Raw genomic sequence first — 12743 nt, 5'->3', positions numbered from 1 at the left:
TGCCCGGGAGGCTCACCACGGAATCCGGGTGGCCCAAGAACCGCCAATGACGGTGCTGCTTGGGACACCCGGAGAATCCGCTGAGTTCGCTTAGAGCCCGCGACCGGCCAACGGGTTGGCCAACGTGCCGGCGTAGATCAGGCCGCCGGACTGGTCGGTGAGATCAAGCATCTGCGCGTTATTACGCAGCTGAAGCCGGTTCAGGCAGGAAAGCTCGAAGGAATCGGCGAACAACTCGAGCGCGTCAAAGGCCTCGGCGGTTTCCGGGTTCCGGTTGCGGTAGGCGAGCAGTCGATCCGCCGCGGTGCCCCAGAACTCATCCTCTGAGCACACGCCCTCACGATTCAGTGCGGGAGCCAAGAACCGCAAGAAGCAGTCCACCACATCGGTAAAGATGACCAGTCGCCGTTCCGGGCCAGAGACCTGGGCGCGGATCCGTTCAACCTCGGGCGGCAGGTCCTGGTCGTTGCCGAGCACCGCCACCTCCTCGGCGAGATCCTTGTGCAGCACGCGCACCGGCACCGAATTCTCCAAGACCAGGATGACGTTTTCCCCATGCGGCATAAACGCCAGGTCATAACGGCACAGGCAGTGAACCAGGGGCACGAGGTAGGCGTCGAAGTAGCGCGTGAGCCATTCGGAGGCAGAGAGTCCCGAACGCCGGATGTGCGCAGCGGTTAGTGAGGCGCCGGCGGCGTCGATATGCAGCAGCGAGGCCATCGTGGCCAACTGTTGGGTGGGCTTGATGAGTGCGGCGGGGGACTCGCGCCACAAAGCTGCGAGCATTTTGCGCTGCGGAGCATTGGCACCTGCCGCCTCGAAGAGCGGGGTGGAATACCCGACAGCGGCAATCTCGCGTAAGAGGCCCAGGTTCTCCCCGTTGAGCTCAGCATCGCCCGCGAAGAGCTCCGAAAGCCACAGGTTGATGGCCGGAGTGCCTGCCATGTAGGCGGCCGATAGTCCGCGCATAAAGCCCATGTTCAGCACCGATAATGCCGTCTTGACGTAGTGGCGGCTCGGAGAGCTGCGGTTGAAGAAGGTACGGATGGACTGCTGTGGCTGGTAGCGATCCTCACCGGCACCCAGATGCAGCAGGTGCCCGCTGGCGATATCAGCGGCGAATACCACCGCAAGCTTGTTTTCCCACTGCCAAGGGTGGATGGGCAGCAGGATGAAATCGGCCGGATCCAGCGTGCTACCGGCACAGGCCGCGGTTATCCGAGCCTCAAAAAGCTCCAGTTGCTGGATTCCAAGTTCCTGAGTGAGCAGGGTAGTGATATCAAGTCCGGGCAGCGCGCTGAAGTGGGCCCGGGATTTGTGGGCCGCCAGCCATTCCAAGGCGATCACGGCACCGGTTTCCGGAGCGAAGGATAGATAATCGTTGGCCCCGAGTCCCAACCGTCCGTTGTTGGCCACGAAGCAGGGATGTCCCTCGGTCATGGCCGCTTCGGTGCGCTGGAAATCCACGATGGTGTCATCGGTGCCGGCGGCCAGCTCGGCGGAACTGAGCGTGGAGTGCAATTGTTTGTAGCAATGTGAGGCGAGGGTGCTGCTAATTTCCTCGAGGTACACCGGCAGTTGTGCGGCGGAGATGCCCAAGACTTCGCGGAAGGTGAGGATAAAGCCGGCCGCATCAACCGCGGCGTCCCGTCCCTGAATCTGTACAGAGAGCGAAACCGGGTCGATGATCCAATGCTCTAGCTGGTGCCGCGTGGCGGTGAAACGGTATTGATGATCGCCGTAATTCACCAGCCAGCCCGTCTCGGTGGCTTCGGGGGTGAGGATCCGCTCATGGGTGAACTCGGCGATGGCCTTGGCTAGCAGATGCCGGTTGGCTACCTCCCAACGTTCGGCGGATAGGTGTGCGGTGACGGTGGAGGCGCGCCCGGTGGCCGCCACAAAGTCGGCACGAGTGCACCAGGACAGCAGCGCGGTTTTGGCCGGGGTATCGGGGCCGGCCGGCAACTTGATGCGGTGCTGGGCCCGGAACCCGAGCCGCGAGTTCAGCGAGTGGATGGCCGTGTTGGCTGCGTCGGGCTCAACCACCACGCGTAGCACCGCCGGATCGCTAAAGAGGTGGGCCAGTGCGGCTTCCATGACCGCTGCGCTGAATCCCGGTAGGGGACCGTCGGTGCCGGGGCCAGCGAGCAGCAGATGCATTCCCACATCACCGTGTTGGTGGGCGTAGCGCCCGGCCAGCACCGAATGCTCGGGGGCGTAGTGCTCCAGCAGGAAGGCAGGGGTCGCGGCGGATTCATGCCCGTGGGCGGTTTCCAGACCCAGAAGTACGTGGTGGTGCGGGTCGGCCTCCAAGGCCTCGTAAGCGTCGCGCACCTGTTGATGGGTGCAGCCCAGCATTCCCCAGTAGCTGGCACGTTCGGTATTCACCCAGCCGTGGAGCAGCGCCGAGTCGGTGAGTGGGTCAAAGCGGCGGAGGGTGAAGTCCGTAGCTGCGGGGATGGTGAGACGTTCAAGGGTGGAGATCATGCTCTGGCTCCTAAAAGTGCGGGGGCAGGTTGGGCGCTGGTAGCTGCCTCGGGGCTACCGAAGTGCTGGAAGCCGATGCGTTTTTCTACCAGGTAGTGTTCGCGGCCCAGGATGCGGTTGATGATCACCGCATTGCGGTAAGCACCCATTCCGAGATCCGGGGCGGTAAAACCGTGGGTGTGCAGCTCGGCATTTTGTACGAGGATGTCGCCGGCGGGACTGATGGCATAGTTGCGATCCACCGCCAGACGCCCGTCGGGCAGCCTGTTGACGCGGTCCCCGAGTCCGGTGAGAAATTCCGGTTCGCGGTAGGTATAGCCGGTGGCCAATACCAAGGTGTCCGTGACGGTGGAGAATTCCCCGCCGTCGTCCTGATTGCGCAGGTTGATGTGCAAGGCACCGTCGCGGTGCTCCACCCCTTGCAGGGCTGTTGCGGCGCGGAGGGTCACCGGAGCATGCCCGGAAACCTGTCGGCGGTAGAGCATCTCGTGGATCTCGTCGATCAGATCCGCATTGATGCCCTTGTACAGCCCCTTCTGGCTGGCGGACAACGCATCGCGTGTACCCTGCGGCAGTGAGTGGAAGTGATCGATGTACTCCGGAGAGGTCATTTCGAGGGTCAGCTTGGTGTATTCCAGCGGGAAGAAGCGCGCAGAGCGTGTTACCCATTGCAGGTGCTGATCCGGGCGCAGACTTCCGAGCAGGTCGGCGAAGACCTCCGCGGCGCTTTGCCCGCTGCCCACCACCGCAATGCGGGAGCCGGATGCGATCGTTTCGCGCGCCGGGCGGTAGCCGCTGGTATGTACAGCTGCCGGGGAGGAGATCACACATTCGGGAACGGAAGCGGGAACGTACGGGGAGGTGCCGGTACCCAACACCAGATGCTTAGTGAGTACGGTATGCACGCCGTCGCTGGTATGCACGTCGAGCTCGTAGACCCCGTCAGCGAAGCGGGCGGCCGCCACATGGGCGCCGAAGCGTACCGAGGGCAGGCGGGCCGCGGCCCAGCGCAGGTAGTTGTTGTACTCCTCGCGCAGCGGGTAGAAGTTCTCGCGAATGTAGAACGAGTAGAGGCGCCCGCTCTCCTTGAGGTAGCTCAGGAATGACAGCGGGTTCGCCGGATCGGCCATGGTGACCAGATCAGCCATGAAGGGAACCTGCAGGTGAGTTCCCTCGAGCATCATGCCCGGGTGCCACGCAAATTCCTCGGCACTCTCGAGCACCAGCACCTCCAACCCGTAAACGGGATCGGCTAGGGCCGCGAAGCCGAGATTGAAGGGGCCGGCGCCAATGCCAATGGCGTCGTAGATGCGTTCGGTATCCAATGCGGTGATGCTCATGCCGACACCTCCATCGGTGTGCGCTCGCCGGACAATCTACGGCCGTGGCTCACGATGGCCTCAAGGATGGCGGTGACGTCGTTGATGGTGGTCTGCGGGTTCAACAGCGTTAGCTTAAGGTAGCGCACCTGATTGATGGTGGTGGCGGCAACCATGGCTTCGCCCGAGTCATAAAGTGCGCTGCGGATCTTATTGCTCAGCGGTTCCCCGCCGGTCTCGGGGACCTGCGGCACATAGCGGAAGACCACGGTGCTCAATTGGATCTCAGCGGCCAACTCCAGCTCGGGATGCGCGGTGACAATTTCACCCGCAGCCGTGGCCAAATCCATGACGGTATCAAACATGGAACCCAGCGCGTCGGCGCCAAGGGTTCGCAATGTCACCCAGAGTTTCAGCGCGTCAAAGCGGCGGGTGGTGGCCAAGGACTTGTCGACCTGATTGGGTGCGCGTCCCGCCTCGGCGGCCGGGTTGAGGTATTCGGCGTGGTGCGAGACCAACGCCAATGCCGCGCGGTCCCGCACCAGGATGGCGCTCGAGCCGATGGGCTGGAAGAACGACTTGTGGAAGTCAACCGTCACGGAGTGCGCCGCCTCGATTCCGGTAAGCATGTCGCGGTGCCGGGGGGAGGCGAGTAAGCCGCCACCGTAGGCGGCATCTACGTGGAACCAGGCACCGTACTGGGCCGCGAGGGCACCAATGTCGTGCAGGGGATCAATCGCCCCGAAGTCGGTGGTACCGGCCGTCGCCACGATGGCCATGGCGCAGAATCCGGCTGCCCGGTCTGCCTCCAGGGCGAGTGCCAGTGCGTGCGCATCCATTCGGTGAAGCTCGTCAACGGGGACGGAAACCACTGCCTCGGCGCCCAGCCCCAGCAGGGACGCGGAGGTGGAAATGCTGAAGTGGCTGTCGGCGGAGGCATAGATCCGCAATCCGGTCAGTCGTTCGGGCAGACTCCCCACAAGTCGTGCCGTGGCGGTGTTGCGGGCCAGCAACATGGCCTGCAGGTTTGAGGCCGTACCGCCACTGGTGAAGACACCATCGGCGTCGGGGCCAAGGCCCGCCAAGGACGCCGCCCAGTCGATCAGACGCTGTTCGATGAGTGTGGCACCGGCACTCTGATCCCACGTGTCCATCGAGGTATTCACGGTGGTGACTAGGGCTTCGGCGGCAATGGCGGGAAGCACGATCGGGCAATTCAAATGCGCTGCATAACGCGGATGATGGAAGTACACGGCGTCGCGCAGGTAAAGCTCGGTCGCTTCATCAAGCGCAGCGGCGGTGCTTCCCAGTGGTGCGCGCAGGTCTACGGCATCAAGCCGAGCGCGCAATGCAGCGGGACGTGGTCCGGTAGTGGGGCCGCTGGCCGCCGCGATGGATCGTGCCGCAAGCTGAGCCGCGGCACCGAATTCCTCGGCCATACGTTCGGCGGTGTTGCTGTCGAGCAAATACTCGGCGGCGATGTCGGTCGGTGTGGACAGGGTCTGCGCCAGGGGACGTGGGGGCGTCATGGGGCTCCTTTAAGATCGGGGATCGCCACGAGACGGCAAGCAAAGGTTATGCTTACCTAACTCGTGACGTGACATTAAAGGCATGCCAAAGGGTGTTAATACAACTTAAGTTCAATCAACAACCAATAAACCCCTAGTCGGGCGGGCAATAGTGTCCGTCCGGCTGACCTGTACCCACCACCGGGTGCCGTGGGCCCCAACGCACGCGTCACACTTCGCAAAGTTGTCCCAAGGCTTCATCCCGCACGATCTCACCTCGGGTGGTGCCATGTGCGTGTCAGTTCCCGGCGGGGTGTTTCTCCTCAGCTGAGGTGAAGGTCGTGGCGCTCAACTCCATGAAGGACTCCTTCACGTAACTGACTTCAATCTGGCGGGCAGGATGATTCTCCGATATGCCGAAGCTAAAGCCGGAGGGCCCCTCTGGGGAGCAAGAAGAGTTACCGCCTCCGACACTCCGCCCCGTCACGTCGTAGGCCTCAAAACGAGCATCGGTTCTCTCCGAACACGTCATTTCAATGATGATCGTGTCGCCCGACTGTTTTTCGGGCAACTCAAAGCGCATGCCTTGGGCAAGGCGTTCGGCCAGAAGCACCCGTTCGCTCCCGGGCACGGCATAGTCGAGAGGGTGTTTTCCCTGTTGCACTTGGTAGGCAACGGAGGACTTATGCAATGCGGTGATTCGTTGTTCCAACCCGGCGGTAGGGCTTAACTGCGACGGCAATTCCGGCGCTTGCGAAGACGCTGTGATGTGAGGCGGGAGAACCGGTTCCGCGGAACTGGAAGGGGTGATGGGATCCGCCGAATTCTCGTCAAGGGGTACGCAAGCCGTCAGCAGCAGTCCCAGACCCGCGAGGCCGGCCACCATCCAGAGGATTCGGTTCATGACCTGAGCCTAGGCAATAAAAGATGACCTTGGTGAGTCTCTGAGATAACAATCCGAGCAGTTTCGGATTGAGCAGGATCCAGCTACGCCCACCGAGCATTCCCCTGCACTGGGATGCGGGGGATCGGTTTACTAATCTCGAGCTCGAGCCCGAGCCCGAGCGCTGAGCAGGAATCGAGGCTGGTCGCCGGTCGATAACCTAGGTGGATTCCCTGGCTGTGCAGGCCGGACATTTGACAGTCGTGGTCTCTCGGCCGCAGGATTGAGGGGTCCCATTGTCTTTCGTCAGGACCACGACGTGTTGCTAGTTCTCGCCTTCGCCTAATCGCGCCAAGGAAACACCATGATCTCCACCCCGAACGCGGGGCAGCTTGAGGTTGTGGTCATGTTTCGGCGCATCCTTCGCCGAAATGAGAACCACCATGCAACACCCAAACCCCATCATTATTGACCGCCTAGGCTTTTCATGGCCCGATGGCGGAACCGTCTTTGATGACGTCTCAACGACATTCTCCCGTGGCACCACGGGCCTGATCGGGCCCAACGGATCGGGCAAATCCACGCTGCTTCGGCTGATCGCCGGAGAACTCGAGCCCACACGAGGCACAGTCCATACTCACGCGCGCCCGTCCTACCTGGCGCAGGACGTTGTCCTGGACACCAGCCGACGCGTGGCAAGCCTGATGGGCATCGCTGACACCCTGGCGGCGCTGCACCGAATTCTGGACAACAGGACCGAGGACCTGACCCAGGATATGGATCTGGTTGGTGATGACTGGGACCTCGAGGAGCGGTCAGCCGCACTGCTAAACGGCTACCTGAATGCGGAGGTGACACCCGAATTCCTGCGGCGCACCGTCGGTACCCTGTCCGGCGGGGAGACCATGGCAGTGGCGCTGGCCGGCATGGAAATCCGCGGCGGTGGAATCGCCTTACTTGATGAGCCGACGAATAACCTTGATCGTTCCGCCCGCCACCGACTCTACGAGATGATTGAACGCTTCTCGGGAACCATGCTGGTTTCCACCCACGATAAGACACTGCTGAAGATGCTCGATTCCCTCATCGAGCTGCGCCCGGTCAACGTGCGCGCCCAGCGTGCCGAGAGGATGGATCTGGTGCGCTTCGGCGATTGGGATTCCAGGGAGGAATCCCTGGGTCACGAACGCGAAGGTGCCGCCAGAAGGCTCAGCGATGCGCGCCGCAAGTTGGCGCTCGAGACACGGCAGAGCCGCGAGGCCGAAACCAAAATCGCTCGGCGTTCCAAACAAGGGCAGAAAGCAGCGGAATCCATGCCAAAGATCCTGGCCAACTCGTTGCGCAATAAGGCAGAAGTTTCCGCGGCGAAGAACCGCGGCATCATGAAGTCTCATGAGTCAGAAGCCCGCACGGAATTCGAAGAGGCCCGTAATGGGTTACCCGTGGAATTGCGCATCGGAATCGAACTGCCGCACACCCGCGTTCCCGCCGGGCGCAGCGTGGTTGAGCTGCCGGTCGCTGTGATCAGTCGCGGCATCGTGCTCGAAGACGGCGAGCCTCTGGACGAGGACTCGATGCTGGGCATCAGGGGACCAGAACGCATAACCCTGGTGGGTGGAAACGGCGTGGGAAAGTCGACGTTGCTGAATCAGCTCCAGACGCGATCGCGGGTGCCGGTCGGATTCCTGCGTCAGCGACTTGCTGCCGGGGGAGGGGAGGACTGGGTGGGGCTCCATGACGGAATGAGTATGTTGGAAAACCTCCGGCTTTCCGCGCCAGGTGTGGAGCCGCGGTTCTTGCGGGATAAGTTAGCAGCGTTCCATTTTCGGGGAGCGCGCGTTGATGAACCGGTAGCTCAGCTGTCGGGCGGGGAGCGGTTCCGGGTGGCGCTGGCGATGATTCTGCTGGCCGAGCCTGCCCCGCAGTTGCTGATACTCGATGAGCCGACCAACAATCTTGACATGATCACCATTGAGCAGCTGCTCTCGGCGTTGGAATCATTTGCCGGTGCCATGGTGGTGGCCAGCCACGACGAGGAATTCCTCGCCGCGCTGGCCACGGATCGTGAATGGGAAATGCAACGAGGCACTACACGGCCGGTCGCATGATCTTCCGAGCATGAGGCACATGTACCGGGGCATGTGCCACGGCCCGTGCGCCAACCTCGGCCAAGGCAATCACGGCAAAGGCGTTCAAGCCATGCAGGATCCCCACCCAAGCGACCTCGAATGCCATGAAAGCCAAAGAAATTTGCAGCGCGACGGCGAGCAGTAGCCACAAGGACCACTTCAGACCGGCGTGGGCCAAAAGTGCGATGACCAACAAGACTAGCGCCAACACCGGGACTACGTACATCCCTACCATGCCATGCATGATTCCGGCCAGCGGTGGGCCGTCCGGAACATTTCCGGCGGTAATCATTCCAATAACGTCAAACGTGCCCCAGGCGATTAACGCGGCCTGGACCACAACAAATGCGGCAATGATGTGAGCAACAACCTTGTATGCGGTACGCAAGGTAAAAGTCCTTTCTGGAAATTGCTCAAGGTGCTTACTGAGTGAAGGCCGATCGGGGCCACGTGGCCGCTGCCTCAACAGCTGGGTGCGAGTGGAAAGTTCCGTATGGGCGGCCCAAGCAGAATGGTGGCACAACCATAGTCCTCCACTGACACCGATACCAGCACGGTTGAGCTGTCAAAGGTGGCTTAAAGCTGTCCGTTCGGCGGCACGACTCGACTACCTCACCAAGCCTCCGCCAGTAACTCCGCCAGCAGCTCGTCACTGTCCACTTTTAGGCCGCGGGACTGGAACCACGTGCAGATATTCTGACAGTCACGGTCAAGTAACTCGGTGCCTCGATCGTTACCCGCTAGATCAACACATTGTGGAAGATCTATGACCACGATCCGGTCACCGGCGGCCAAGATGTTGTATGGCGAAAGGTCGCCATGCGCAAAGCCGAGCCGGGCAAAAACCAACATGGCCGCGACGATTTGGTCCCAGTATCGTTGCAGACGTTGTGGGTCGGGATGGGTGTTTTGCAACCGCGGTGCTGCCGCCCCGGGGAATTCTGGGTCCTCGACAAATTCCATCAGGATCTCGGTGCCCATGATTTGCACCGGATAGGGAACAGGAGCTCCTGCTTCGAAGCACATTCGCAGGAATCGCCACTCGGAATCGGCCCATCGTGATGCCTCCACCAGTCGACCGTAGGTGCTGCCATTTTTCAGGGCGCGGGCATCACGCGAGCGCTTCACGCTCCTGCCCTCGGTGTAGGTAGAGGATCTGGTGAAGGTTCGTTCCTCGAGGCCACGGTAACGTTTGGCTGCCAGTAGCGTTCCGTACTCGGGTGTAGCTCGCTCTATCAGAAAGACGTCTGCTTCCTTGCCCGTTTTGAGAATGCCGAGTTCGGTATCGATGGCGCCGGCGTCTTCGATGACAAATTCCGGATAGGGCGCGGGGCCACGCATGAGTTTTTCCGTTGCCGGCCACGTCGACCAGCGTTGGTCTTCGGACAGCTGATCATCAAGGTAATTCCAGTCGTCCGCACGATCCGAACGTTTAGTTCGGTTGCCGGGTGAACGAGGTTCAAAGGTTTCTGGAGAGAAGGTGTTTCGGTTTTTCTGCATTGCTTGAGCAACTCCTGGAGGAAAGAAGAGTAAGTACCGGGGTCATCGTTAGGACACTCATCGGGTTCCTCCTTGGATAGTTGCTTATTGTGGTGTTCCTAGAACACCACAAGTCATTGAATTTTGTCAATCACATGATCAAGTTGATGGATTCGGAATTTGAACTACTTCTTGATGTCGATGATCAGGTTCGTGATCCGCAGGGTGCACAAACGCTCGCCTGCCTCGTTCTCGATGATGACCTCATGACTGGCCATGCGCCGACCCAGGCTGATGGGTGTCGCCGTAATGGTGATCAGACCGCTGCGGGCACTCTTGTGATGAGTTGCCGACACATCAACGCCCACCGCCGATTTCCCCATCGTTGAAGCGTGTTTCACCGCAGCCCAGGAACCCACGGCTTCACCTACTGCCAACGATGCGCCTCCGTGCAGCAGTCCGAAGGATTGGCGATTTCCCTCCACCGGCATCGTGGCGATCACACGCTCAACCGATTCCTCGATGATCTTGATGCCCATCTTGATATCCAATTCACCTAGGGCAATTTGCCAGACCCCATCAATGGAGGATGCTGCGGTAGGTGCGGTTGGTTGCACTGCGTTCATGCTGTACTTCTCCTGAATGTTAGGGCTGGATCAAGCCCGAGGCTCGTGGTGTTTCAACTCATACTGTACTGTGGTTGCTAATACTGACCGATCGTTCAGGAAGGATTTCGTCGATGACGACAACTCCCATGGCTCCACTGGTTCCCAGCTTCATCCAAAACTCGTGGTGGACCCCCGCCGAGATCACCGGCGGCACCGCTGTACTTGACGCCAACACCGGATCGGAACTGGTCACGGTCAACAGCGACGGGCTTGATTTGGCGGCAGTTGTTGACTATGGTCGCACCGTCGGCCAGCGCGAACTGGGCAAACTCAGCCTGCACGAACGAGCACTAAAGCTCAAGGAGTTGGCGCAGTTCCTCAACGAACGCCGCGAAGAGCTCTATATACTCTCCTACCAAACCGGCGCCACCAAATTTGACTCGATGGTCGACATCGACGGCGGCATCGGCGTGCTGTTCACCTTCTCCTCCAAGGGGCGACGCGAACTGCCAAACTCCAACGTCATCCTCGACGGGCCCATGGAGGTGCTCTCCCGCGACGGATCCTTCGCCGGCGAACACATCTACACCCGCATCCCCGGGGTCGCGGCCCAAATTAATGCATTCAACTTCCCGGTCTGGGGCATGCTCGAGAAGTTCGCACCCGCCTTTATCGCCGGAGTGCCGACCATTGCCAAGCCAGCCACACCCACCGGCTATGTCGCCGAGGCCGCCGTGCGCCTGATCGTTGAGTCAGGAATCCTGCCCGAGGGCTCGCTCCAACTAATCTCCGGATCCGCCCGCACCCTGCTTGACGTGCTGGACTACCGCGACATGCTCTCGTTCACCGGTTCCGCCTCCACCGCCTCCGCATTAAAATCCCACACCAACGTCATTAATGGGGGAGTGCGCTTCACCGCCGAAACGGACTCGCTTAATGCCGCTATCTTGGGTCCCGACGCGGTGCTGGGCACCCCGGAATTCGACGCTTTCGTTAAGGCCGTCACCACGGAGATGACCTCCAAGGCCGGTCAGAAGTGCACGGCCATCCGCCGCAACATTGTGCCAGCTGCGCTGGTTGACGATGTGGTCAAGGCGGTGGGCGATCGCCTCAACGAGCGCGTAGTCATTGGTGATCCGCGCGCCGAAGGCGTCACCATGGGCGCCTTGGCATCATTGGAGCAGTTGCGAGACGTGCGAGCCGCAGTCGAAGCCATGATCGCAGCAGGCGGCGAAATCGCCTACGGCACACTCGACGCCCCGGTGGTCCGCACCACGCACGGCGAGGAAAAAACGGTTGATGCGGGAGCGTTCATGTCTCCACTGCTGTTGACCTGGGACGACGTCGAAAACGAAGCGGTACACAGCCTCGAAGCATTCGGACCGGTGTCCTCTGTCATTGGTTATTCGGACCTCGAGGACGCCATCCGCTTGGCCGCCAAGGGCTCGGGATCGCTAGTGGCCACCGTGTGCACCAATGATCCCGATACTGCGCGCGTCCTCACCACCGGCATTGCCTCGCACCACGGCCGTGTCCACATGCTTAACCGTGAAACCGCGCGCAGCTCCACCGGCCATGGCTCCCCGGTTCCGCATCTGGTTCATGGTGGACCGGGTCGCGCCGGCGGCGGCGAGGAACTCGGCGGCATCCGCTCGGTCAAGCACCACATGCAGCGCACCGCCATCCAAGGCTCGCCCAACATGCTTACCGCCGTCACCGGTATCTGGCACACCGGTGCCGACCGCGTGATCGCTGGGGATGCTGCGTTTGGCGCCGTGGAAGGGGCCATTCACCCCTTCCGTAAGTCGTTGGCCGAACTACGGATCGGAGATGCCTTCGCCTCGCCGCTGCGTGTGGTCAGCCTCGAAGAAATCACCGCATTTGCCAACGAAACCGGAGACACTTTTTACGCGCATACCGACCGTGCCGCCGCTGAAGCCAACCCGTTCTTCCCGGGCATCGTGGCGCACGGATACCTCTTGGTCTCGTGGGCGGCGGGACTCTTTGTCCAGCCAGCACCGGGACCCGTGCTGGCCAACTACGGCCTGGAGAACCTGCGCTTCATCACCCCGGTGCCGGATGGCGACTCCATCCGAGTCACGCTAACGGCCAAGAAGATCACCCCGCGCGTCACCGACGAATACGGAGAGGTTGCCTGGGATGCCGTGATCAACAACCAAGACGGCGAGATCGTGGCTACCTATGATGTGTTGACTCTCGTGGAAAAGGAAAACACCACCTACGCCAACTGGGCCTAGGCACCTGGCTGCCTCACCTCGCCGGACAACAACAGTGGCTGGCCGCCAGCACCCCTCTGGAGTGCGCGCGGC

9 protein-coding genes are annotated in these 12743 nt (G+C 61.2%); 2 read left to right on the top strand and 7 right to left on the bottom strand.

Annotation, left to right across the window (positions count from 1 at the left end; all coding sequences use genetic code 11):
- Positions 1-90: 90 nt before the first annotated feature.
- From HED64_RS00375 to HED64_RS00360, 4 genes are all read right to left on the bottom strand, one after another.
- Entirely contained in the window at positions 91-2487 is a 2397-nt protein-coding gene (locus HED64_RS00375; protein WP_168150189.1) for a GNAT family N-acetyltransferase, read from the bottom strand.
- The gene (locus HED64_RS00370; protein ID WP_168150188.1) at positions 2484-3827 is read right to left on the bottom strand and encodes a lysine N(6)-hydroxylase/L-ornithine N(5)-oxygenase family protein; all 1344 of its coding nucleotides are present in this window, start codon (positions 3825-3827) and stop codon (positions 2484-2486) included. Before HED64_RS00370 ends, HED64_RS00375 begins: the two co-directional genes overlap by 4 nt.
- Entirely contained in the window at positions 3824-5335 is a 1512-nt protein-coding gene (locus HED64_RS00365; RefSeq protein WP_210149119.1) for a pyridoxal phosphate-dependent decarboxylase family protein, read from the bottom strand. The genes HED64_RS00370 and HED64_RS00365 overlap by 4 nt, the downstream gene beginning before the upstream one ends.
- A 277-nt stretch (positions 5336-5612) precedes the next feature.
- Positions 5613-6218, bottom strand: coding sequence for a hypothetical protein (locus HED64_RS00360; RefSeq protein ID WP_168150187.1), 606 nt, complete (start codon positions 6216-6218; stop codon positions 5613-5615).
- A 422-nt stretch (positions 6219-6640) separates the two neighbouring features.
- Here HED64_RS00360 and HED64_RS00355 point away from each other — a divergent pair, with 422 nt between their 5' ends.
- The gene (locus HED64_RS00355) at positions 6641-8305 is read left to right on the top strand and encodes an ATP-binding cassette domain-containing protein (protein WP_168150186.1); all 1665 of its coding nucleotides are present in this window, start codon (positions 6641-6643) and stop codon (positions 8303-8305) included.
- On the opposite strand, the gene HED64_RS00350 is transcribed toward HED64_RS00355, so the two are convergent.
- The 3 genes from HED64_RS00350 to HED64_RS00340 form a co-directional block, all read right to left on the bottom strand.
- Positions 8286-8714: a hypothetical protein gene (locus HED64_RS00350; protein ID WP_168150185.1), complete on the bottom strand. Its 429-nt coding sequence runs from the start codon at positions 8712-8714 to the stop codon at positions 8286-8288. The genes HED64_RS00355 and HED64_RS00350 overlap by 20 nt on opposite strands.
- A 224-nt stretch (positions 8715-8938) precedes the next feature.
- Entirely contained in the window at positions 8939-9826 is an 888-nt protein-coding gene (locus tag HED64_RS00345) for a serine protein kinase RIO (RefSeq protein ID WP_168150184.1), read from the bottom strand.
- A gap of 164 nt (positions 9827-9990) precedes the next feature.
- Positions 9991-10431: a PaaI family thioesterase gene (locus HED64_RS00340; protein ID WP_168150183.1), complete on the bottom strand. Its 441-nt coding sequence runs from the start codon at positions 10429-10431 to the stop codon at positions 9991-9993.
- 113 nt (positions 10432-10544) lie between these two features.
- On the opposite strand from HED64_RS00340, the gene paaZ reads away from it, so the two are divergent.
- Positions 10545-12671 carry a phenylacetic acid degradation bifunctional protein PaaZ gene (gene paaZ / locus HED64_RS00335; RefSeq protein ID WP_168150182.1) on the top strand — a complete coding sequence of 709 codons (2127 nt, stop codon included), beginning with the start codon at positions 10545-10547 and terminating at the stop codon, positions 12669-12671.
- The last annotated feature ends 72 nt before the right edge of the window (positions 12672-12743 follow it).

Source organism: Paeniglutamicibacter terrestris, from assembly GCF_012271785.1.
In the GTDB taxonomy this organism is placed as follows: domain Bacteria; phylum Actinomycetota; class Actinomycetes; order Actinomycetales; family Micrococcaceae; genus Paeniglutamicibacter; species Paeniglutamicibacter terrestris.
Note: the sequence above shows the minus strand (reverse complement) of the source record. Positions and strands in the feature narration are given on the sequence as shown.

Excerpts from the sequence above, each read along its gene's own strand:
- HED64_RS00375 (WP_168150189.1), bottom strand. The coding sequence starts at position 2,487 with ATGATCTCCACCCTTGAACGTCTCACCATCCCCGCAGCTACGGACTTC.
- HED64_RS00370 (WP_168150188.1), bottom strand. The coding sequence starts at position 3,827 with ATGAGCATCACCGCATTGGATACCGAACGCATCTACGACGCCATTGGC.
- HED64_RS00365 (WP_210149119.1), bottom strand. The coding sequence starts at position 5,335 with ATGACGCCCCCACGTCCCCTGGCGCAGACCCTGTCCACACCGACCGAC.
- HED64_RS00360 (WP_168150187.1), bottom strand. The coding sequence starts at position 6,218 with ATGAACCGAATCCTCTGGATGGTGGCCGGCCTCGCGGGTCTGGGACTG.
- HED64_RS00355 (WP_168150186.1), top strand. The coding sequence starts at position 6,641 with ATGCAACACCCAAACCCCATCATTATTGACCGCCTAGGCTTTTCATGG.
- HED64_RS00345 (WP_168150184.1), bottom strand. The coding sequence starts at position 9,826 with ATGCAGAAAAACCGAAACACCTTCTCTCCAGAAACCTTTGAACCTCGT.
- HED64_RS00340 (WP_168150183.1), bottom strand. The coding sequence starts at position 10,431 with ATGAACGCAGTGCAACCAACCGCACCTACCGCAGCATCCTCCATTGAT.
- paaZ (WP_168150182.1), top strand. The coding sequence starts at position 10,545 with ATGACGACAACTCCCATGGCTCCACTGGTTCCCAGCTTCATCCAAAAC.